Origin of the sequence: Citrobacter sp. RHBSTW-01013 (genome assembly GCF_013781985.1) — a bacterium.
Taxonomy (GTDB): domain Bacteria; phylum Pseudomonadota; class Gammaproteobacteria; order Enterobacterales; family Enterobacteriaceae; genus Citrobacter; species Citrobacter braakii.
Genome location: NZ_CP056185.1, coordinates 1,604,378 through 1,624,181, shown reverse-complemented (window position 1 = coordinate 1,624,181; position 19,804 = coordinate 1,604,378). Strand labels below are relative to the sequence as shown.

Annotated in this window: 38 protein-coding genes and 1 pseudogene; 16 read left to right on the top strand and 23 right to left on the bottom strand. The window is 50.4% G+C overall.

All coding sequences use genetic code 11. The features are described from left to right. Positions 1 to 12: 12 nt before the first annotated feature. The gene (locus HV350_RS07890; protein ID WP_181630164.1) at positions 13 to 651 is read left to right on the top strand and encodes a DUF4145 domain-containing protein; all 639 of its coding nucleotides are present in this window, start codon (positions 13 to 15) and stop codon (positions 649 to 651) included. 72 nt (positions 652 to 723) lie between these two features. Here HV350_RS07890 and HV350_RS07885 read toward each other — a convergent pair whose 3' ends face one another. The 22 genes and pseudogenes from HV350_RS07885 to HV350_RS07775 form a co-directional block, all read right to left on the bottom strand. Further along, positions 724 to 1,002 carry a hypothetical protein gene (locus HV350_RS07885; RefSeq protein ID WP_181630162.1) on the bottom strand — a complete coding sequence of 93 codons (279 nt, stop codon included), beginning with the start codon at positions 1,000 to 1,002 and terminating at the stop codon, positions 724 to 726. Positions 1,003 to 1,180: 178 nt separating this feature from the next. Beyond that, positions 1,181 to 1,858 carry a Rha family transcriptional regulator gene (locus HV350_RS07880; protein ID WP_045142314.1) on the bottom strand — a complete coding sequence of 226 codons (678 nt, stop codon included), beginning with the start codon at positions 1,856 to 1,858 and terminating at the stop codon, positions 1,181 to 1,183. Positions 1,859 to 2,151: 293 nt separating this feature from the next. Continuing rightward, positions 2,152 to 2,622 (bottom strand): lysis protein, encoded by a 471-nt coding sequence (locus HV350_RS07875; protein WP_181630160.1) that lies wholly within the window; start codon positions 2,620 to 2,622, stop codon positions 2,152 to 2,154. Continuing rightward, a complete protein-coding gene (locus tag HV350_RS07870) occupies positions 2,619 to 3,059 on the bottom strand; it encodes a lysozyme (RefSeq protein ID WP_181630159.1) in 441 nt (146 codons plus the stop codon). The genes HV350_RS07875 and HV350_RS07870 overlap by 4 nt, the downstream gene beginning before the upstream one ends. Beyond that, the gene (locus tag HV350_RS07865) at positions 3,046 to 3,351 is read right to left on the bottom strand and encodes a phage holin family protein (RefSeq protein WP_129318762.1); all 306 of its coding nucleotides are present in this window, start codon (positions 3,349 to 3,351) and stop codon (positions 3,046 to 3,048) included. The genes HV350_RS07870 and HV350_RS07865 overlap by 14 nt, the downstream gene beginning before the upstream one ends. Positions 3,352 to 3,671: 320 nt before the next feature. Then, entirely contained in the window at positions 3,672 to 4,451 is a 780-nt protein-coding gene (locus HV350_RS07860; RefSeq protein ID WP_154914066.1) for an antitermination protein, read from the bottom strand. Then, positions 4,448 to 4,570 carry a hypothetical protein gene (locus HV350_RS07855; RefSeq protein ID WP_181630157.1) on the bottom strand — a complete coding sequence of 41 codons (123 nt, stop codon included), beginning with the start codon at positions 4,568 to 4,570 and terminating at the stop codon, positions 4,448 to 4,450. Before HV350_RS07855 ends, HV350_RS07860 begins: the two co-directional genes overlap by 4 nt. Continuing rightward, entirely contained in the window at positions 4,567 to 4,926 is a 360-nt protein-coding gene (locus HV350_RS07850; RefSeq protein ID WP_181630155.1) for a RusA family crossover junction endodeoxyribonuclease, read from the bottom strand. The genes HV350_RS07855 and HV350_RS07850 overlap by 4 nt, the downstream gene beginning before the upstream one ends. Further along, positions 4,923 to 5,213: a DUF1364 domain-containing protein gene (locus HV350_RS07845; RefSeq protein WP_139935612.1), complete on the bottom strand. Its 291-nt coding sequence runs from the start codon at positions 5,211 to 5,213 to the stop codon at positions 4,923 to 4,925. Before HV350_RS07845 ends, HV350_RS07850 begins: the two co-directional genes overlap by 4 nt. Then, entirely contained in the window at positions 5,206 to 5,376 is a 171-nt protein-coding gene (locus tag HV350_RS07840; protein WP_054626103.1) for a NinE family protein, read from the bottom strand. The genes HV350_RS07845 and HV350_RS07840 overlap by 8 nt, the downstream gene beginning before the upstream one ends. Beyond that, positions 5,376 to 5,813 (bottom strand): recombination protein NinB, encoded by a 438-nt coding sequence (locus HV350_RS07835; protein ID WP_032180568.1) that lies wholly within the window; start codon positions 5,811 to 5,813, stop codon positions 5,376 to 5,378. The genes HV350_RS07840 and HV350_RS07835 overlap by 1 nt, the downstream gene beginning before the upstream one ends. A 416-nt stretch (positions 5,814 to 6,229) precedes the next feature. Beyond that, positions 6,230 to 7,147, bottom strand: a complete 918-nt coding sequence (locus HV350_RS26620; RefSeq protein WP_249418033.1) for a DUF551 domain-containing protein — start codon at positions 7,145 to 7,147, stop codon at positions 6,230 to 6,232. A 273-nt stretch (positions 7,148 to 7,420) separates the two neighbouring features. Beyond that, positions 7,421 to 7,843 carry an ead/Ea22-like family protein gene (locus tag HV350_RS07820; RefSeq protein WP_181630154.1) on the bottom strand — a complete coding sequence of 141 codons (423 nt, stop codon included), beginning with the start codon at positions 7,841 to 7,843 and terminating at the stop codon, positions 7,421 to 7,423. Then, a complete protein-coding gene (locus HV350_RS07815; RefSeq protein WP_181630152.1) occupies positions 7,840 to 8,172 on the bottom strand; it encodes a hypothetical protein in 333 nt (110 codons plus the stop codon). Before HV350_RS07815 ends, HV350_RS07820 begins: the two co-directional genes overlap by 4 nt. Positions 8,173 to 8,290: 118 nt before the next feature. After that, entirely contained in the window at positions 8,291 to 8,551 is a 261-nt protein-coding gene (locus tag HV350_RS07810; protein ID WP_049040442.1) for a DUF4752 family protein, read from the bottom strand. Further along, positions 8,548 to 8,847, bottom strand: a complete 300-nt coding sequence (locus tag HV350_RS07805) for a hypothetical protein (RefSeq protein ID WP_181539049.1) — start codon at positions 8,845 to 8,847, stop codon at positions 8,548 to 8,550. Before HV350_RS07805 ends, HV350_RS07810 begins: the two co-directional genes overlap by 4 nt. Then, entirely contained in the window at positions 8,844 to 9,257 is a 414-nt protein-coding gene (locus HV350_RS07800) for a hypothetical protein (protein ID WP_181630150.1), read from the bottom strand. The genes HV350_RS07805 and HV350_RS07800 overlap by 4 nt, the downstream gene beginning before the upstream one ends. A gap of 5 nt (positions 9,258 to 9,262) precedes the next feature. Beyond that, entirely contained in the window at positions 9,263 to 10,033 is a 771-nt protein-coding gene (locus HV350_RS07795; protein ID WP_181630148.1) for a replication protein P, read from the bottom strand. Between the two features lie 2 nt (positions 10,034 to 10,035). Further along, entirely contained in the window at positions 10,036 to 10,728 is a 693-nt protein-coding gene (locus HV350_RS07790) for a helix-turn-helix domain-containing protein (RefSeq protein ID WP_181630147.1), read from the bottom strand. A gap of 25 nt (positions 10,729 to 10,753) precedes the next feature. Beyond that, positions 10,754 to 10,900, bottom strand: a pseudogene (locus tag HV350_RS07785) (ClpX C4-type zinc finger protein); the annotation flags it as partial. A gap of 21 nt (positions 10,901 to 10,921) precedes the next feature. After that, entirely contained in the window at positions 10,922 to 11,221 is a 300-nt protein-coding gene (locus HV350_RS07780) for a CII family transcriptional regulator (protein ID WP_181630144.1), read from the bottom strand. 136 nt (positions 11,222 to 11,357) lie between these two features. After that, positions 11,358 to 11,564, bottom strand: a complete 207-nt coding sequence (locus HV350_RS07775; RefSeq protein ID WP_053389150.1) for a Cro/CI family transcriptional regulator — start codon at positions 11,562 to 11,564, stop codon at positions 11,358 to 11,360. A 100-nt stretch (positions 11,565 to 11,664) separates the two neighbouring features. Here HV350_RS07775 and HV350_RS07770 point away from each other — a divergent pair, with 100 nt between their 5' ends. From HV350_RS07770 to HV350_RS07760, 3 genes are all read left to right on the top strand, one after another. Further along, positions 11,665 to 12,378, top strand: a complete 714-nt coding sequence (locus tag HV350_RS07770) for a LexA family transcriptional regulator (protein WP_181630142.1) — start codon at positions 11,665 to 11,667, stop codon at positions 12,376 to 12,378. 259 nt (positions 12,379 to 12,637) lie between these two features. After that, on the top strand, positions 12,638 to 13,129 hold the full coding sequence (locus HV350_RS07765) for a hypothetical protein (RefSeq protein ID WP_181630697.1): 492 nt from the start codon (positions 12,638 to 12,640) through the stop codon (positions 13,127 to 13,129). A gap of 163 nt (positions 13,130 to 13,292) precedes the next feature. Continuing rightward, on the top strand, positions 13,293 to 13,430 hold the full coding sequence (locus tag HV350_RS07760) for a hypothetical protein (protein WP_181630695.1): 138 nt from the start codon (positions 13,293 to 13,295) through the stop codon (positions 13,428 to 13,430). 40 nt (positions 13,431 to 13,470) lie between these two features. Here the strand turns inward: HV350_RS07760 and HV350_RS07755 are convergent, their stop codons facing one another. Beyond that, positions 13,471 to 13,695, bottom strand: coding sequence for a hypothetical protein (locus HV350_RS07755; RefSeq protein ID WP_249418032.1), 225 nt, complete (start codon positions 13,693 to 13,695; stop codon positions 13,471 to 13,473). Positions 13,696 to 14,084: 389 nt separating this feature from the next. Between HV350_RS07755 and HV350_RS07750 the strand changes: the two genes are divergently transcribed. From HV350_RS07750 to HV350_RS26615, 12 genes are all read left to right on the top strand, one after another. Further along, a complete protein-coding gene (locus HV350_RS07750) occupies positions 14,085 to 14,447 on the top strand; it encodes a hypothetical protein (RefSeq protein WP_057101630.1) in 363 nt (120 codons plus the stop codon). Between the two features lie 18 nt (positions 14,448 to 14,465). After that, positions 14,466 to 14,807, top strand: a complete 342-nt coding sequence (locus HV350_RS07745) for a hypothetical protein (RefSeq protein ID WP_181630140.1) — start codon at positions 14,466 to 14,468, stop codon at positions 14,805 to 14,807. Positions 14,808 to 15,247: 440 nt separating this feature from the next. After that, complete coding sequence (locus tag HV350_RS07740) at positions 15,248 to 15,508, top strand: hypothetical protein (RefSeq protein WP_181630138.1); 261 nt, start codon at positions 15,248 to 15,250, stop codon at positions 15,506 to 15,508. 40 nt (positions 15,509 to 15,548) lie between these two features. Continuing rightward, a complete protein-coding gene (locus HV350_RS07735; RefSeq protein ID WP_032655957.1) occupies positions 15,549 to 15,743 on the top strand; it encodes a hypothetical protein in 195 nt (64 codons plus the stop codon). Between the two features lie 142 nt (positions 15,744 to 15,885). Continuing rightward, positions 15,886 to 16,134 (top strand): hypothetical protein, encoded by a 249-nt coding sequence (locus tag HV350_RS07730; protein WP_049041165.1) that lies wholly within the window; start codon positions 15,886 to 15,888, stop codon positions 16,132 to 16,134. Continuing rightward, positions 16,131 to 16,289, top strand: a complete 159-nt coding sequence (locus HV350_RS07725) for a hypothetical protein (RefSeq protein WP_181630137.1) — start codon at positions 16,131 to 16,133, stop codon at positions 16,287 to 16,289. The genes HV350_RS07730 and HV350_RS07725 overlap by 4 nt, the downstream gene beginning before the upstream one ends. After that, positions 16,286 to 16,495: a cell division protein FtsZ gene (locus HV350_RS07720; RefSeq protein WP_058657563.1), complete on the top strand. Its 210-nt coding sequence runs from the start codon at positions 16,286 to 16,288 to the stop codon at positions 16,493 to 16,495. The genes HV350_RS07725 and HV350_RS07720 overlap by 4 nt, the downstream gene beginning before the upstream one ends. Before the next feature lie 69 nt (positions 16,496 to 16,564). Then, the gene (locus HV350_RS07715) at positions 16,565 to 17,536 is read left to right on the top strand and encodes a hypothetical protein (protein WP_181630135.1); all 972 of its coding nucleotides are present in this window, start codon (positions 16,565 to 16,567) and stop codon (positions 17,534 to 17,536) included. Between the two features lie 7 nt (positions 17,537 to 17,543). Next, on the top strand, positions 17,544 to 17,828 hold the full coding sequence (gene gamL, locus HV350_RS07710) for a host nuclease inhibitor GamL (protein WP_181533231.1): 285 nt from the start codon (positions 17,544 to 17,546) through the stop codon (positions 17,826 to 17,828). A gap of 18 nt (positions 17,829 to 17,846) precedes the next feature. After that, positions 17,847 to 18,593, top strand: coding sequence for a phage recombination protein Bet (gene bet / locus HV350_RS07705; RefSeq protein WP_069219606.1), 747 nt, complete (start codon positions 17,847 to 17,849; stop codon positions 18,591 to 18,593). Beyond that, on the top strand, positions 18,590 to 19,213 hold the full coding sequence (locus HV350_RS07700; RefSeq protein ID WP_181533229.1) for a lambda exonuclease family protein: 624 nt from the start codon (positions 18,590 to 18,592) through the stop codon (positions 19,211 to 19,213). Before bet ends, HV350_RS07700 begins: the two co-directional genes overlap by 4 nt. After that, positions 19,210 to 19,665, top strand: coding sequence for a hypothetical protein (locus HV350_RS26615; protein WP_249415206.1), 456 nt, complete (start codon positions 19,210 to 19,212; stop codon positions 19,663 to 19,665). Before HV350_RS07700 ends, HV350_RS26615 begins: the two co-directional genes overlap by 4 nt. The last annotated feature ends 139 nt before the right edge of the window (positions 19,666 to 19,804 follow it).

Sequence of the window (19,804 nt, the reverse complement as noted above, 5' to 3'; positions counted from 1 at the left end):
GGAAGATTAAGAATGGCAATGCTGTCAATTGATAAGACATGCCCCCACTGCTTAAAGGAACGGGCTGTATTGAGATGTATTCAACAAGCACCTTTAAGACAAAAATGTTACTCGCTGGTATTTCAATGTCATTCATGCTTCAAGCTTTTGATTGCTGAGGTAGAAATAGATATTCAAAGCACCCCAGAGGATTATGCAAAGACGCAATTATACCCCGTCATTCTCAATGATAACCCACGATTTAAAGTCCTTGATATTTACCCATCACATAAAACCTTTTCCGCGCCAGAAGCAACCCCAGAGAGAGCTGCAAAATTTTTTGTAGAGGCAAAAGAAGATTTTGCAAAAGGACGCTTTGAAACCAGCGCAATGAACTGCCGTAAAGTGATCGACATAGCCACCAAGGCGCTTCATACAGGCAATGAGGATAAGTTAGTAAAACGAATATCTGCAATAAGAGATACGGGCCTGATAACACAAGAAATGGCTGACTGGGCACACATCGTCCGTATTGATACTAATGTTGCAGTTCATTCAGATGAAGAGTTCACCGCCGATGAAGTTGACCAACTTTTGAAGTTTACAGAAGTGTTTTTGACATACTCATTTACTTTACCTGCGATGGTGAAAACCAAGCGGGATTCTGAATAAGTATAGAATGCCTCCATGCCATTACGATGTGTCTGCCCATGGTGATGGCTGTAAAAAACCGCCCGGAGGCGGTTACAGTGTTTTGTATGGTTTCGGCTTAGGGTCACCATGCTGGATGTGGGACTTAATCACATCGTCGCTAGGCTTATTCCCATGACAGCCAACCAGATAAATTTCATCGCCCAGCTGATATTCGAAAACATCAAACTCAGCATCCTCGAAGATCGGGGTACCCCCAGAGCTTTTCAGAAGCCGAAATGTCTGATCAGGAGCCTTAATAACGGGACTGTAGCTCTCGAGAGCCCAAACATCGCCTTTCCAGCCAGCGCCAAACAAAATTATTGTCAGCATATAACCCCCTCTTATCTAAGAGAGCGAATTATACCCCCAACAAAATAACCATTGCAAATCAACGAATTATGTCAACCACCATTTAATGCTAAGTAATTACCATTATCAAGCCCACCCGCAGATGAGCTTTGTAATGAAGAACCGTTGTGAAAGTGGCTCTCGAAGCTATTTTTGTAGCTTAGGCCGCCAGGCGGTGCTGTTCTTCGATAAGAGGCTGACGGTGATTACGCTCGAACATACCGCGCAGCACTTCTTTGCGTTGTTCGAAGTCCCACCCCATGCTGATAAACACGGTGTTAGCACGCTGTAGCTCGGTGATGCAGTGGATTTGCTCTGGCGTGAGGTAGTCGCGGATTGGCTCTTTCTTTCCGATCTCGTGATGCACGCGGAACTTAGCAGACGTCATGCCCAGCGCCAGCCTGTTAATCAGGTCAGCCTCATTGGAGAAATGATGCGGTGCAATCTGCTTACCCTGAGCCTCTCGCTCATGTTTAATGGCGTCGGTCATAGGCTTGTATTCCAGGCGCGCCGAGTTGCGATCCATCTTCTTCTTTGCCAGCGCGCTGCGCATCGTGAAGAACTCAGATACCAAGCGCTTCTTGAATGCCCGGACAACTTCGTTGTTTCGCATGTAGGTGATCAGTAGCGTGGTTTGCTGTTCGTTCAACAACGCGACGCGAACTTTGGAATTGTTGTACCCAGCTCGGATTTCAAATCCGACCTCTCCGAATTCCTCAAGGTCACTTTTGTTACGGTCAACCAGCTTGATGATGGTGTCATGGTCTCGCCCAACGCCCTCGGCGATGGCTGCGGTATTGGTTACCAAGTCGAGCTTCTTGATTTCAACTAATTGCATCGGTAGTTACCTTTTAGTGATGAACCTTGTCACACAGGAGTCCGGCCCACAGAAGGCACCGATAGCCAAACCGGTATCCTCAAGGGTCATCCTGAAAGGTTCTGTGTATTGATGTGCGTGTGTGAGACGCAGTATGCCTCTACCTTCGATAGTCATCGGAATGGAGAGGATCTGCCCTATGCAGCAGGGCGATGATGCTTTGCAGTAGTGGCTGGATCTTCTTGGGGTTTGTCATCCCCCAATAAAAAAGCCCGACCGGAGTCAGGCTTTGTGTGTGTAAAAGGGGTGACGAATTACTTCATGCACTGCGTGCGGACATATTCCTGAAGACCAAGAATTTGCTTCTCTGCCGTGACTAATTGCTCTCGGAGATGGAAATAATTTTGTCGAGCGTCTGGAGTGAGTTCGGCGGTGGCAGCATCATCCATGCCGCTGGCGCTGGTCGCTCCGTTCGCGGGACAGTTTGCGTTGAACTGCAGCCGCTTACGGCCAGCAATGACATCGCTATGCAAACGCTCAATGGTTTCTTTCGCATCAGCCAGTTCTCCGGTGTATTTGGCATCCAGCGCAGCAACATCACGCTGGCGTGTCTGCATGTCTTTAATGGTGGCGTTCGCCAGGCTGAGTTTCTCAGTGGCCTTATCGCGCTGGTCTTTGTAGTTGATAGCGTTGTCGCGGTAGTGGTTCACGAAGAAAGCCAGTGCGCCGATTAACGCCAGCACCAGCAACTGCAGCCAGTAACGCTTAACCAGTGCGCTAATCATGACAGGAACAGAGCTCGCTCTGCCTCCCGCCGACGGGTCAGCCCGTTCAGCACTTTGCCACCAGCTTTATTCCAGCGCAGGAACTCATCGGCAGCGCCAGCATAATCACCGGCGTTGAGTTTTCGCAGGAGAGTCGATGTCGACAGTGACCTGGCGCCAAGGTTATACGTGAACGACACCAGGGCGTCGAATTGCCCCTGAGTCACGCCGACTTTAACCAGGCGGGACACGTCACTTTCGTAGCTGACCAGTCCGGTCTTCAGCAGACGTTCTGCTGTTTCCTGCTTAATCGTCATCCCGGCGCGGATTGGTTTCCCGTCAACAGGCTGAGTCCAGCCATAGCCGATCGTCCAGACGCCAACGCTGTCCTGGTACGCGGTGAGTTTGCAGCCTTCGAACTGCTTGATCAGGGCAATGCCTTTATCACTGGTTTGCATTCTTCATCCCCGTCAGTCGTTCCCAGAAATAAGTCAGCGCCACGGACCCCATCGCCCCGCTGATACCAGAAGTAACCAGGATCATGTATAGGCTCAGACCACTTTCAACGCTGATCAGGCCACCAATGAGACCGGTAAAGCCGGACACTGCAATTTGCGCCAGCGCATTGACCCAGCTCCAGGCGGCTTTGTTCTGCTTCACGTCAATAAGGTATCGGACCAGGCCGCCCCAGCATGACAGAGCAAGGACAATCAGCCATGACACTCCGGCAATGCTTTCTTTATCTTGCATACGTTTAGCCATATCACCTCCGAAAAAACGGGGTGCTGTTTGTAGTAAGGGATCAGGCCCTCGGGACGATTTAACAAGTAGGCATGTCGAGGATGGTTCACGGGGCCTGGAATAAAAAACCTGGCGACAAGCCAGGAAGGTGAGGGTGTGGCAATGTCAGCTCTGCGGCTGAAGATACCCTGGCTGGGATTTGGCAATAAAAAAGCCCGAGGCGTTAACCTCAGGCTTGAATTCTTTACCGTAACAATTCACGGATTTTTAGTGTTAGGGCGATGATATTCTAACTTTCGTCATTATGCAAGCTGCAATCGTTATCGGAATCAAACTTTGCTAGTAACTTTCGATAAAATCGCATTTGCCGCTGATTCCGCCTTTTCAATCTCTGCAATTAAAGTCTCATAGAATGGCTTAACGGCCTTGTCCCATACACCCGGTGAAATAGCGTCAGTAAACTGGCGGATGGATCGATAGCAGGACGCTGCCGGAAGGCGCTCATATCCCCTGCCTGAGCATTGACGGCAAGCGCTCATAACTGGAACACCCTGCTCCTCTGACTTCTTGCGATCCAATGCCATACCTCTTCCTCTGCACTTCACGCAGGATGTTGAAATGACGCCTCGGCCACTACATTTCTTGCACGTCTCTTCTACCTGTTCATTCGCTGTTTTTGCAGGCGTTTTTTCTCCACATCCGGGATGCTTAACTACCAGTGTTTCCTTCCTGATTACGCCGCGACCTTTACAGCATGAGCAGGTAACCTGGCTGGCTGCTGACCGGCAATAATCCTGATATGCAAAAGTTGCGAGAGTTTGCAGAACCTTGCCCTTAACATTAGTCTCAAGCTTGCGAATGGCTGCCACCTTATCGCAGTGCTTTATCCCGTATTGCATTAGCAACTGAACGGATTTCTTTTTATCAGCATCACTCAGATTCATCTTTCCGCTAAAAGCACTGAATCCAAGCGGGGCGCGACTTTGCACCATGCCGAATGCCGCCATAACATCAGTACCAGTTAAAGAATCTGATGCGGTCGCCCTTGGTGAATCTGATAGTTGCGGTGATTTAGGAGAGTGAAATTTAACTGTGCTTTCAAGATTCATGCTGCTTCTCCTAATGGCTGTTTGGTTTTGGTCTGGTTCTGGCTGTGCTTTGCTACTGGCGGCAGGTTGGCGCGCTTAACGCTTTCGGCCTGATATCGGGTTATCTCGTCTCTGGTCACGGTGCGCACTCCCCAATAATGATCTGCCCCTTCTCTCCCCAAAGCTTTGTCACCCGGCCATCCCAGACGCGGCTGTCGTCGTCGAAAATGGCATCGAGTAGCGCCTTTTCCAGGTTGTCTTTATCCGGTTTCTGCTGATGCGCCTGGCCGTTGAGTTGCGCGCGCTTCTTCTGGCTCCAGCTTTTTGGCATGGGAATGATGAAGGTGACGTGATAACCGGAATCAGGCAGACAGATCCCGAGCTGGCGTACTTCGGCTTTAAAAGCCCAATATGCCGCTGTTGCCGGACGTTTTACCCACCGGTCCCGTTGAGTCATGCGGGGTTTGCTGACTGGCGTGATATCGAAAATATTCATATTTTCACGAGCCCCTCTTTAAGCCAGATGACCTGCGTGCGAGCCATGCCTTCCAGCGCGCACTCCTTTGCAAATTCCGCATCGACCAGACGGGTGCGGCGATCAATCTCGTCGTGGCAACTGCTGCATGCGATGGTGGCGATCAGGTCAGGCGGCTTGATTCCGGTCCCGCATAGACCAGCAAGACGTATGTGAGCCAGTACTGAGGTTTCAGGATTGCCGTTGCATACGCCGGGGATCCGCACCTGACATTCGCGGCCGCGTGCCGCTTTGCATAAATTAGCCATGTGACCTCCGCGCTTTCAGGCGATCCCATTTCACCTGGGTCAGTCGTGCGGTGTAGCCGAGCAGTGATGGGATTTCGGATGGCTTGAGTTCAGGCTTGCGCTTAGTGCGTGTCCGGACCCGGTAGATTTCGTTGGTGATGATGCGAGCGAGAGGGCTAGCCATTACGCAACCCTCCCGAAGTAATCACCTGAGTAGCGAACTTCACGGAGTTGCACGCCGTTTTGCACAGCAAATGCCTGGCTGTATTCGATGAGACTGGTCATGCGACGGATGCCCATCTTCGCAGTGCTTTCCCGGATGGCGCAGAACTCCCCTTCCAGACCCGGCACCACTTCACCAGGCTTACCGGTGGCAATGGCATGGCCTGAGACATACAGGACTTTCCATGAAGCGAGGTCGCGCGACTTGCCAGCCCATTGCAATTGCTTCGCTGTATCTCCACAGAGAGCGTGGAAGAGGTCGTTTTGGGCGAGAGTGCGGTCAGCCTCAGAAAACTTCACCACGAGCGGCAGAGCGTCGTTAACGGGCAGCTTCCTGATGTAGTCGATGAGGTTATCGCGAACGCGTTCGTCGCGGAGGTAGAAAACAGGCTGTTTCATACGCCACCTCCGAGAGGTAACGCAGAATGCAGAAAATCGCAGGTGCATTTCTGCATCTGTGACAGGTGGTTTGAAGTACTCTTTGTGTTTCGCATCTAATTTCCCAATCAGATGCAGAGGTCACAGCCGGGTGCTCAATCCGACTGCGACATAATTATAACACTAATTTTGAGAGTGAGTAATGTTGCTTGACGTTGCAGAAGATTGGAATTCAGTTATGCGATTAACCAAAGCATTCATCTCATTACTCATCAATTTTCGTAACACCCTATCCCTACGAAATACGCATAGCCTAGGCATGTTTTGCCGCTTTTCTCGAACTGGAAGTGATGATGAACTCCAGTAACGATTCATCAGCGCACGGCCTTGTCCCATGTCAGACCCCGTTAACTCCTGAATGGTGCTAAATTTAGCCATCACCTATCCCCTTCTGACAGCTTTTGCATAGCACCGGCGTAACGCTGCATCCCATGTTCAAGTGCTGACTTCACATCTTGCTGCGGTGCTGCTGGATATGCGCTACCAACCTGCCCTGGCTCGTTACTGCCGGTGCAAGCGTTGTTATGGTCATTTGCATGAGGGCAGCGCTTGTTGCCGCATTCTTGGCAGACGACAAAACGCATGTCACTCATCGTCACCGGTCGGCAAATTCGACACCAACAATCCGGAGTTACCGGAGACTTGCCATCCTGAACGGTAGGCATATCCGGACCTTTGCGAATCGCCCTGGCAAGCTCGATTTGGTCGTCGTACAACCAGTCACCTGTTTGCGGATGATTAGCCTCTGCCAGTTGTGCAGCCCACTCCAGTCCGTCTTTGTGTCCTTGCAGATAGTCCGGCGGTAACTCATCACTATTACTTGCAGGTTCGGCCTGAAGCATGGCGGCGCGGCATTGATTCCATCCGTTGGCATAATTTAAGGAATATCGGACGCCATCTTTCACATGCTTAAAGCCCATTCCATCTTTCAGTTTCGGTATTTCATCTGGCACTGATAACACCGCTGGCTGCGGTAACTGTGGTGCTGTGTAGAGTGGCTGGCGCTCAAAACAATCTGACGGGTTACACTCATCCTCGCTATCACAGAGTTTCCATTCCGTAGTGAATGGTGAACCATGCTCTTCTGTCTTTGGCGTATGCACATAGCGATATCGCCACGCCACAGGATCCGCATTCATCGCTGCAATCGCCACATCAATCACCTTCACAGCATCAGCCATTGCGCAGCAGAGATTACCGCCGTCGCTTTGTGCGGATGCTTTGCTGAGTATTTCGCGTATCTGGTGCAGGCGCTCGAGTGATACAGGACCGTGCGCCGGGTGGTTAGTTGTCATGCTGCATGCTCCTGCTTACGGTTAGAGCGACATACCAGCGCCCAAAAGTTCATATCGCAAATCAGTGCCACGCGCATTTCTGCAGTAAAGCGACATCCGAGTTTATTTGACTTGCCGACTGACCGCCGACGCTTGCGCATTATCTTGCGTACGTGCACAGCATTAACTTCAACCTGACGATGCCTTGAGGCATAAACACCCTTAGCTGGTATCTTCCGAGCTTGTTTCTGGTACGCGGTTAACAGATCATGTACGTCTGTAAATTTGCTCATCTCATTCCCCCTTCACGCCAATGCCAGCGGCGGTATAGATTGCGAACCACGGCGTAGCGTAGCCACCAGAACGGTCATGTGGTCGCTCGCTACCAATAGATATTTGAATCTGACCGTCATTCTCTCTCAGATATCCGTACGGCTGTCGCGCCTCCAGTTCTGCTATGCGCTTCTCTGCTGCTTCCAACTTGGCCTCTGCCCGGTTCGCACGCTCGCCCTCAGATTCTGCTAACTGGTGGTAATGCCACTTTTCCCCTTCGTATGCGCTGGCGTAGCCTTTTTCTTTCTCCAGCTCATCCAGCAGCGCCAGCACAGCTTCCGGGCTTGCTTCATCCTGCCAGGCGTCAGAGGTATCACTGACAGAGCGGAGCATTATTTCTTCCTGCGCCGCTTCACGCAGCGCCTGTTTGTTGAGTGCTGTCATTGGGCTGCTCCTTTGCACAGGTCGTGCATTTCCTGAAGCGTCTGCATATCAACAAGGTCACGGTCTGGCATCTGCGTGTCGTTGTACTTGCTGTAAACCAGGCTGGCTTCGCATACCAGCTCCATTGCTTTCGATGACAGATCCCTGCACTTGCTCTCGGCGTTAGTGAGCTGTACTGCCATGTCTGTTTCTGCTGCTTGCCATGCCCACCATGCAACCTGCATGTCCCAGTCCATGTACTCACCATCTGAGTTTTTACAGACCCGGTAGTCAATCAAGTCACCGAAGCGCGCCTTAATGGCTTGTTCAAATTTTTCTCTGCTAGTCATAACCCTACCCTCATAAAAAAGGCCCGCTAAGCAGGCCTGTTAATCGATGTTTTTGCGTATTGCATAAAAAAGGCCGACTATCACGGCCACGCTTGCAGATAGCTCTGCTATGTAGGCTTCAGTCATGGGGTTTTTCTCGGTACATCATGATGACCAGGTTACTTTTGGTTGCGATTTTTACGGTCTCTCCGGCAGTGATTTTTTCCAGCTCAAAGGCATCGTATAAATCATTAACAGCCTTCTGCTTTACCGACTCTTTGCGACGCTTACACCACTGTTTCATGGTCATTGATACGACCCATTCACCTGCTTTGCACATGACGTAAAGCATCCCAACTGATGCCAGGACGAAGTGCATTATTGCCGTTGCTTCAGTCATGCTCGCTTCACTCCGAATGTCTTAACCAGTGCCGACTCCATGCGACCTACACAGGCGCGGATACGGGCTATCTCTGTCTCTGGAAACATGCTGGATGCCATCTGCTCCAGTGCGCCTTTAAGTGGCTTGCTATCAACCTTTTCGATACGTGCCAGAGCAAATGCCTTGAGCGACTGCTTGATGCTGCGACCGTCTACGCGAGCACAGGCGCGGCATAGTTCTGCGTGGAGGATGGTTTCAGGAAATTCGTTATATTCCTGCTCAATGATTTCTCGCGTGTTGCGTGCTTCTTTCATGCTCCAGCTCTCCCGTAAATCATCATCAGCCGCTTGCGTGCGTCGCTCTGCATGAACTCCGCTACAACACCGTTATTCTCCGGGTTGTATGGGGTGAACATCTTCGGATCGTCACTATTGGTTTTATCTTTCTTGATAACGCCTTTTGCTACCTGGCTACTCTGGTTAGCATCAACGGCACGCTGCCTGATGGACTCGCCTCCGCCATTCTTCAGCCATTGCTGGAACGCCTTTTCGCCGGGGAATACGCCAATACCAGGAACGCTGCGCAATCTGCCCATGAAACGAAGCTCTTTCGCCTCTTCGTAGTAGCGGTTGCGACTGATGCCGACTTCCTTGTAAATCAGATCAACCTTGGCTGACTGGTTAGCTGATACGTAATCGAGAATGCGTTGCTTTAAGCTGTCCATCGTCTTCACCTGATAAGGCCAGCGGCCTTCCCTTTGAGATATTCATCCCATAGCCACTGCGCTGGAGTAAGCGCCCCCAAAGTTGCAGCGTTAGGCATGCAGCCAAATGTTTTTCCTTCAGGGTGATAACCGATATTACGGCTCTCATGGGTTACGGGAATGACATCGGAACTGCACTCAATGGCCATAACTGGTGATGGGATTTGTTCGCCTCCAGCGACTTTTAGCGCCCATTCTTCGAGCTTTTTAGCTGCGAACTTTTCAGTTTCAACTTCGCTAAGTTGCCTTTGATACATGGCCCGTCGCGTATCTGTGATAATCCAGTACATGACAGGATGTGACCAAGGGAACCTCTCCGCGCCGCCAGTGTGAACACCTTTTTCTCTGCTGTAGCGATGAAACTCATTCATCACATCAGACAGGTTAACTCCAAGAACTGTACTGCTGTCCTTGCACCACTTGATGAATTGCCCAGGGGAAGGCCAGAAAGGTGACTCGCTGGCCCTTGCATGCCTTACCCCTGAGGAAAGCTGTTCTCTGCTGCGTATCCCGTTTTCAGAGAATGCGGCGATCCACTGTCGCTTTGCAGTCTTCTCGTCAGAATCTGTCTTCAGGTTGGTCTGAGATGCTGCTGGGAATATTTGCTTTAGCTGGCGAAACAGTGAGTCAACCAGGTTCTCGGCTTCGATGTTGATTACGTTTTTCGGATCGTGGCTTCCGGACATCCGGGCCATTGCTTCACCATCACGGTTCTGAATAGCTGTCATCAGTTGCATTGTCACAGGAAGTCCTCCCAGCCCTCTCGGCTGTTCCAGTGTGGAGTTTCGGGTTCACTACGTTGCTTTCTGGTGAGCGGGTTAACGCGTGCATTTCTGATCCAGACGCGGAATGCTGAATTCCAGTCAAGAAGCATGGTCCCTCTCGCAGTGTGGTAATCCTTGAAGTTGAGCAACTCAGTTTCAATGCTCACCCCCTTCTCTCTCGCCATCGCTATGTGTTCTTCGTTTGGCTTGAACATCGGTGGAAGAGGAATTTCGCCTCCGGGTGATATGCCAATACGACGCTTTGCAGCTTCGCTCATAAATCCTTCGCTCCCAGAGAGAGAGTTAGGTTCATTGACTGGTTCAAAAGAGTGACTGATTCTGGGTGCAGCTCCTGCACTACCCCCTAGTGAATCTCCTGCACTAGGTAGTGAATCTCCTGCACTAGGTAAGGTGAGGATGTAGATGTTTGTAGAATTGCCTTTCGGCCCCTTCCTGAAGACTTTTTTCAGCAATCCTGACTGGCAAAGATCATCAATATGACTCATTACTGAACGTTTGCTGATTTCGCACTGGTCAGCGATGTATTGGTAGCTAGGCCAGCATTCACCCTGATCGCTCGCATTGTCAGCAAGTTTCAGGAGAACGAGCTTGCGTAATGGATTGCCGACCTTAATTTGCATGGCTTTCACCATTAACATCATGCTCATTATTAGTTCTCCTGTTCTGCTTGAAGATAACTTCCACACACAAATAAACGCACTCATCACAGATGCATACACCGTCGCCTGTAATGATCGTTGCAACGTCGTTATTGGTTTTTCCGCAAAACGAGCATTTGTGAGTAGGATGTGTATTTGCTTTTCCTAACTGGTTTGGCATAATTAACTCCGCAAATAGTTGTTAAAAATCCATCGTGATTTGATCTGAATCCTCGGTTGCAGCCGGGGATTTTTTCTTTGTGAGCACCGCAGCTACTTCTCTTGCCAACCGCGCCATATCGTCATCAACGACACCCCATTCCAGAACAGCCAGCAGCATTGCCATCTTCGGCAGCCACGTTTCTTTCCAGCGGGTTATCTGTGCCTTATCGACGCCGATCTCTTTAGCTACGTTGTTGCCACCTTTCATAGCGATACGGTTAAGCAACCAGGATTCAATGCGACGGGCATTGACCTTGTTGCGGTTAATTGAGTTTTCCATTTGTTAAATTCCTTTGGTGTTGAAATAGTTAAATAGGCCCATGCGCAGACACGCAGAGCCATGTTTGTTGTTTTGATTTGAAGTTAGCTTTTCAGCTACGTAGGCCGGACGGCCATTGTGAAAAGAGCGGTGTTACTTAGGCTGCGTTATTGTCGCGGCGAATGCTGGGAAACGGTTTTAATTCTTCAGCAGAAACAGAACCATCTGCATGCACGATTACCGTGATATCTCGCTTGGCTGTTAACGCTTTGAAAATAGCGCTCTGATAAACCCCAAGGTCTTGAGCAGCTTTGGTTTGACCGAATCGTTGTGCGTATTCATTAAGTTTTATGCGCTGTTCCATACGACCTCCTTAGTGCATGGATTAATTATCACCGCTGGAGGTAGTTATGTCAACACATGCGGTGTTAGTAAATTATCCCCTACGGTGTTAAATTTCTACTATGAGCATAAAAAAGAAACCATTAACAACAGAACAGCTTGAAGACGCTAGACGTCTGAAGGCGATTTATGAGAGCAAAAAGTCTACGTTGAAGCTCTCACAGGAATCCATAGCCGACGCTTTAAGTGTCGGACAGTCGGCTATTGCCGCACTCCTTAATGGTGTAAATGCGCTTAATGCTAGTAATGCGGCTGCATTAGCGAGAGTTTTACAAGTTAATGTTGGTGAATTCAGTCCTTCTATCGCCAGAGAGATAGAAGAAATGTACAAGTCTGTATCCACTGATTTAGTGGTCAGCAACGACTATGACTACCCGGTGTTCTCGCATGTGCAAGCAGGTATGTTCTCACCTGAGTTTCGTACATTCACCGAACGTGATGCCGAGCGATGGGTAAGCACAACAAAGAAAGCCAGCGATAATGCCTTCTGGCTGGAAGTTGATGGTCATTCGATGACGGCTCCAGCTGGTTCTAAGCCTAGCTTCCCGGAAGGCATGTTGATTCTTGTCGACCCAGAAGAGCCAGTTGACCCGGGAGATTTTTGTATTGCACGACTGAATGGGGACGAGTTCACATTCAAGAAGCTGATCAAAGACAGTGGGCAGGTATTCCTGCAACCCCTTAACCCACAGTTCCCTATGATGCCATGCAATGAGCACTGCCGGGTTGTAGGTAAGGTTGTTGCGTCACAGTGGCCTGATGAGACGTTTGGGTGATAAGAGAATATCTGATAGTAGGCGTGGTTACTTTGCTCTCGGTTGTTGCGATCGTGCTTATGGTGGCCTGATGAGACGTTTGGGTGATGAGGAGGTCGCAGAGATGCGGCCTTTTTTTTAATTGTCAAAACTCACAACCACGCACCCATGAGAATCTTTTTTTCACTCATGGCAATCATGACATTGACTCACACCACTTCTTTATGCCAGGATCATTTCAATCCAAAAAATCCTGGAAAATGATCTACTTAGGTGGAATATGCAACTTCTAACGAAAGAAAAGTTCTTTAGCTTTGTTGAGAACTACGAGCGCCTAACAGCGTCCAGTTCCAGAACAGCAGAGAATATTCAGTCGGTATGTCAACGCGTTGAGGTTTTTATACCTTCTGATTCACCTGCTGATGCATGGGATGTACAAGGCATCGTTGATAGATATGCAGAGACCGTATCACTCAGTGAGGACAGCAAACGTTCATATAGCAGCCGCTTCAATAGCGCTGTATCAAAGTTCATTGCTTATGAGAAAGGGGAAGATGTGAAGGCTAAGCCAAAGCCAAAGCGTCAACGTTCTGCTACAACAAAGCCTGTAGAGGAAAACTCAGTGAAGACTTTTGAATTGCCAATCCCATTGCGGGGCGATCTAATTGTCAACATTGGCAACCTACCTCGCGACCTCACAAGGGAAGAGGCAAAGCGGATCAGCAATATTATTGAGTCGTTTGCAATGTTTGACGATCTCACAAAAGAATAAAGCCCCGTTTGCAGCGGGGCTTCATAGGTGGAAGTTTTGGAAACTTCCTGAGTACAGGTTAACTGTTACCCACTAACTTAGACAATTAGAGGATAACGGTTGGCCGGGGCAAACGCAAGACTGTAAGGGATTACAGTCTGGGTTTAAATACAGGTAAATCGTTATGATGGCACATGATGTAAATCGTGATGACTATATCTACGAACACGACAAACCGGTTTATGTGCGCAGCTACTGCCGCGTACGTTTCGGTGAACTCGAAAATGTTCGTCAGCACTTTCGTTCATATCCGAACTGCTGAGTAAGTATTGTCTAACCAGCCCGGTCACCGCGCCGGGTTTTTACTGTCCTTTCCTCACGAACTCAGCAGCATCCCTCAGTAATCCCTTGTGAATAACATTACCCACCGACTTCCGTTTGGCTTCCAGGCTATCCACAATCGCATCACGACTAATCACCACACCGCCGATAATCAGCTCAACAACTGCTCCGCCAATCTCGCCAGCGATGAAGGCTGCACGATCTTCCAGTAGCTCATCCCGTTCCATATCCATTCCTAAGCCCATAGCAATGCCCTCATTGATGTTTTTCTGAGCATATCACTACGAGTGAAAAAATAAATACACACAAATATCAGCAACTTAATCATTTGCGGTAATATTTTATCTCTTGCGGTGTTGACTTAATTACCACTTGCGGTGATTATTATACCCATCAGCAGGACGCAACATTCACCAGGACGGTGAACATACAACGATTCAGTGATGAATCTACGCGGCTGAAAAGCCGAACCAACCAAAGTGAATTTTGGGATGTGGTGAAGGGTTCATGGACGGGAATATGTCGCACGTAAAGCGGCGAGGCCCGAGGAACTACTGCCGAAGTGAAGTAGGCCGAATCGGGTCGAAATGGGTCTCCCACCTACCACATCACCAAAGTTCATCAGGAGGTCACCATGACACGCAGAACAGCATTCAATGGGTCAGCATCGGGTCGTCGTCGTGAGCGTCGTGCGGCGCTCCAGAGCGAATTAACAAACAGCGCTGACGCATTGCACCGCCCTACTTTAAGCCGCGCACAGAAGCAGGCGCAAGGGGCCCACTTCACGCCATCATGCATTGAGGACGCAACGCCTATCAAGTTCGTTGCACAGGATGCAGTTTGGCAGCAACAGGAATACAAGCGTCAACTGGAACGCGCTGCCATCGTCTACGGCAATGAGTTTGGACATAAGCCATTAGAAAGCGGCATGTGCTTGCCGGATGTGGCGCTGTACTCAGCTGGCCATCGCAGCAGCAAATCGGTTACGGCGCGTTAATTAACTTATGAGGTGTGTATGGCAGATAAAAAAACGGCGCCACTACTGCTTAACGTAGACGCCAGTGAGGTTCTTACTCAGTTCGGGGAGCTTTTGAAATTAGTCGAACTTCCAGCCAGTTCCTTTGAGGGAATTCCTGAGCATGTCGTCGAGCTGTTTTTTGACAGTGTCCGTGGCCTGATTGACAACATCGTTCTTAGTGATTTCGCGACCACAGTCAGCACAACTGACGCCGGTGAAATTTGTCTCAAAGTCAAAATCATCGGGCTGGTTGAACATCTCACTTCCACAGTCAGGGCACACGGTCCGCATGGTTTGCATGAATATATCCTTTCTACTGTTGGGGAGATTAAAGAGTAAGCGATTTCTTGCTGTTGGGGAATAGCGGGAAACCACGCGCCGGGCGTGGATAAACATCCCGGCACTAATTTAACGCTGCCGGTCACCGCCGGAGCAAACAGGTAACTGCGAGATAAGTGAGGTGAGATGTGAATCAAACGTATATGCCACGTTGCCTTAGAAACTTGCCAAAGAAAAAGGTCACACCTCGTAAGCAAGCCATTAGAGAAGCAAAGTCGGATGTTATTAATAAGGCGATTTCAATGCTCAGAGATGAGTTAAGAAGTGGAAAGCTGGATGGAATGATGATGCCGTACCAGAGGGGTTATTTGTCGGCGATAAGTCATCTTGAACAGTTGCGAGATGAGGTTTGAACGTTCCGGAATTTCCGGATAGTTGGGTCGCATAGCGCGGCCTTTTCTTTTGGTTACGGCGCGTTAATTAACTTATGAGGTGAGGCAATGGCAAAAGTACTGGCTCCAAAATATAAAGTTTGTTACCGGACGGCAGACCAGGTTTCTCGCGTAAGCAACGAACTGGCGGGTAGCTTCATGTACTTTGCCACTGCACAGGACGCGATGGATACCGGTCTGTTCTGCCAGAAAGTCCTTATACCGGTTTGGGAGCTTTCTATTGAAGATCGCTCAGATTTTCTTGGTAAGCGTTACGAGATGATAAGCAAAGAAAGCTTATCCCCATCAGATTATTCACAGGTCGCTTAGGCGGCCTTTTTATTAGCTCACGAGACAAGAGGGTAAGGCGATGAAAAGCAGTTTATTAACAAGTGAGATTGAAAAAGATAAGGCTAATGAGATTAGCGAAATCATCTTCCAGGCATTGCAGGAAATCGATCCAGCAGAGTTTAAAGATGAAGACTCTGGTGGCCCAGAGCGGGCATCAGGCCTTGCTGATCAAATTTCAGAACGCCTTGTACTCAAGGGCGCATCTATCAACTAACCCGCTCCGGCGGGTTTTTTATTGCTGATACCAAAGCATCTTCACGAGGGTGCTCAGTTATCAGGGCGGCTATCCACCGCTTAAATGTCTGCATATGCAGAGGTCTTTAGTTCAGCGGCGCGGCTTAAGCGCGGAGATGATTATGGCTAATCCAATCACAGTAGGTTTTTCTGGTCTGACTAAGCGCATTTTTGCTGGTCGTTCAAAGCCAAGCAAACTGGCACCCAGTTTTCGTGAGTTCACTGGTGAGAAATTTGATGTCACTGATGAGGCTCTCTTTGCGGTAGCTCACTTGCTCGTAGCTCGCGATGACATTCTCATATTTCCAGCAGCCGGCGGCAAAGAGATTCACCTCCGCGCCGACATCAAAGAAAAGCGGGAGGCATCATGACAGTCACCCACAAAGGCAAGCAGTACACAGCCAAAAAGCTCAACGATAACGAGTGGCAGCTGACGTCGGTATCGAACCCGCGTGAAAAGATGACGCTTAACCGCCAACAGATGAATATCGCTGGCCTCCTGAAACAGGTTGAGGTGAAGGCATGATGCACCACTACGGAACCACCCCGCTCATTCGCCAGTGCGTCACGCCAGGCATGATGGCATTGCATGAAGGCCGCACCTATCGCGTCTCAGCAGTCATTCAGGAGCGCAAATGGGTGTACCTGCACACCGATGCAGAAATCATACGCCTCAGTGACTGCGTGATTGACGTCCTCCTGGACGGTCACGGTAATCCTATCCAGCACTAACCCCCTATTCAACCGATCGGCCTTGCTAAAAGCGGGCGGGATCTGCACATCCAAATTTCAGGAGAAACCATGAGCGAAGTAACGGACTTAACTGTTATCGAAATCAAGCCGGAACAGGCGCCAGTGCTGTACGTAGCTGGCGGCCTTGATGCTTACCTCGAGCAAATCCGCCAGGCAGTAAACGAAGTGCCGGACCTGTCCACGAAGAAAGGCCGTGACCGTGTCGCTTCTTTGGCGGCGCAGGTGTCCCGCAGTAAGACGGCAATCGAAAAGCCGGGCCGTGAGTACCTGAAGCGCCTGAAGGAGGCTGTGCGTCCTGCTGAGGCCGAAATAAAGCGATTCGTTGATGCCTGTGACGAGCTGCGCGATGCCACCCGCCGACCACTCACCGAATGGGAAGCCGAGCAGGATCGCATTAAGGCTGAGGAAGCCATGAGCGCGATGCACGCCGAAGCGCTTGAAATGAACATCAAGTTCGATCAGGAGCTGGCGGCTAAGTTCGAAGCGGACCACGAAATGGCCCTGCTGATGAACAAGGATATTGACCGTGACCGCGAAGAACAGCGACGCCTGGCGGAACAGGCTCAGCGTGAACGTGACGAGCGGCTGAAGCAGGAAGCGGCAGAACAGGCCCGCCGCGATGCCGAAGCGAAGCACAAAGCAGAGATTGAAGCCGCAGCGCGCCGTGAAGCCGAAGAGAAAGCCCGCGCTGAGCTAGCCGAGCGCCAGCGCATTGAAGCGGAACAGCGTGCGGTACGCGAGAAGCAGGAAGCAGAAGCCCGGGCGGAACGCGAAAAAGCCGCGGCGGTAGAAGCTGAACGCCTGAAAGCAAAACAGGCAGAAGAAGCCCGTCTGGCTGAGCAGAAGCGCATCGCCGACGAACAGGCAAAACGTGAAGCTGACGTGAAGCACCGCAAGACGGTCGGCACCAACATCGTTAACGCGCTTACCAGCCACACCAGCTTAACCCGCGAGCAGGCTATCGAAGTTCTTACCGCTCTAAAAGATGACCTGATCCCCTGCGCGAAAATTCATTACTGAGGCAACCATGAACGCATACCTCACTTACGACCACATAGAGGATCGTCGCTGGGTCGAGCAGCAGTTAACCGACGAGAAAGAGAAGTGGATCGACGACCGGGCGCAGCAAATCATTGACATGATGCCAAAAGAGCCGTCCGGCCTCTTCCACTTCACGGTCCCGATTGATTCCAGCCCATACGAAGGACTTCGCAGCGATAAAGCTGGCGAGGTCTACAACGATTTCATTTCGGCAGTTGCTTACGCCCAGGCGGAGCACGACTGGGAACACCGTACCGGCTGCCCGTTTTAATTTTTGAGGGGATTAACAATGAGCACTGCACTTTCCACCATGGCCGGGAAACTGGCAGCACGCCTCGGAATGGATGCCGGTACAGACCTGATGAATACGCTGAAGAATACAGCGTTTAAAGGTGGCAACGTAACGGACGAACAGTTTACAGCCCTGTTGATCGTCGCCAACCAGTACGGCCTGAACCCATGGACAAAAGAGATTTATGCCTTCCCAGATAAAGGCGGGATTGTCCCGGTCGTCGGCGTTGATGGATGGGCTCGCATTATCAACGAACATCCTCAGTTTGACGGCATGGAGTTCTCTTACGACAAGGAAGAAGGCGCGTGCACCTGCAAGATTTACCGCAAAGACCGCAAGCACCCGACAATAGTCACCGAGTATATGGGCGAGTGCAAACGCAATACTCAACCCTGGCAGTCCCACCCTACCCGCATGCTTCGCCATAAGACACTTATCCAATGCGCGCGCCTGGCCTTTGGTTTCGCTGGCATATTCGACCAGGACGAGGCAGAGCGAGTGATTGAAGGAACAACGGCAGAGGTTCACGTGGGCCATGAATCAGATAGCCGTCGCCCGGAACTAATCGCAAAAGGTGAGTCTGCCGCGCGTCTTGGTACCGTCAAGTATCAGGAGTTCTGGGTGGCGTTAAGCGGAGAAGAGAAACAGGTGATCGGCGCAGTTGAGAAGCGCCGCATGTATGACATGAGTCTTGCAGTCGACAGTGCCGAACCTGTCAATGTCGCAGAGATGGAGGCTGAATGATGGAACAACGCACCCCTGAATGGTTTGCTGCGCGCTGCGGCAAGGTCACAGCCAGTCGCCTGGCTGATGTCATGGCCCGTACTAAGTCTGGCTACTCCGCCAGCCGCCAGAACTACATGGCAGATCTGATTTGCCAACGGCTGACCGGGAAGATGGAGGAAGGGTTTTCGAATGCCGCGATGATGCGAGGTACCGAACTGGAGCCAGTAGCCCGTGATATGTATGCGCTAAATGAGTTCGATGCTGAAATCACTGAAGTTGGACTCATCGATCACCCAGCCATCTATGGATTCGCAGCCAGCCCGGACGGACTTGTTAACGACGACGGGCTTATCGAAATCAAATGCCCCAACACTTGGACCCATCTTGAAACGCTGAAAACAGGTGAGCCAAAGCGCCAGTACATGCTGCAAATGCATGCACAGATGATGTGCACCGGGCGGAAATGGTGTGATTTCGTTAGTTTCGATGATCGCTTGCCGCCTGATCTCGCGTATTTCAAGAAGCGTATTAATTTCGATGAAGAACTGGCGCGAGAAATCGAATCTGAAGTTAAGAGCTTTCTTGCGGATCTGGAATCTGAGATCCAGAAAATAAAATGCCATGGTAAAGCGGCATGAGCAGCGTCGCATGGCAACCGTGGGAAAACCTGTTCCTACATGAAGTTGGCAGAACAATGCCGGTTCAGGTTATCGCAGAAAAGCTTGAGCGTTCCGAATCGGCAATCACTCGCCAGGCGTCACGTATTGGCGCACCACTCATCAGCAAGATGACCGGCAAGCCATGGACGGCAGCCGAGCTATATCTGTTCGGTCGATTCTCAGTGGAAGAGATAGCAACGGCAACCGGTCGATCTATTTATTCAGTCAGAAGCAAGCGTAACTCACTGGCCCGCTCCGGAGGATTAACCATGCGTGAATGGACTGCATGCGAACTGGCTGCACTCATGCGCTACACCAACGCAGAAGTAGCAGAGATTACCGGTCGGAGTATCGAAGAGGTCGGAGATAAGCGTCTGGCTGTGAATATTGAGCGGAATGGATGGGATAAGCATAACACGGAGGATGAATGACGCTAACCAAACGAATCACAAGGTCGCTAATGCGGCCTTTTTATTTTCTCGCGTTCACCTTCAACCTAATTAACCGACAGTTCATGGAGCACTGACTATGACACAAGATGCTGCAAGCGAGCTAACTCAGCAGCGAATA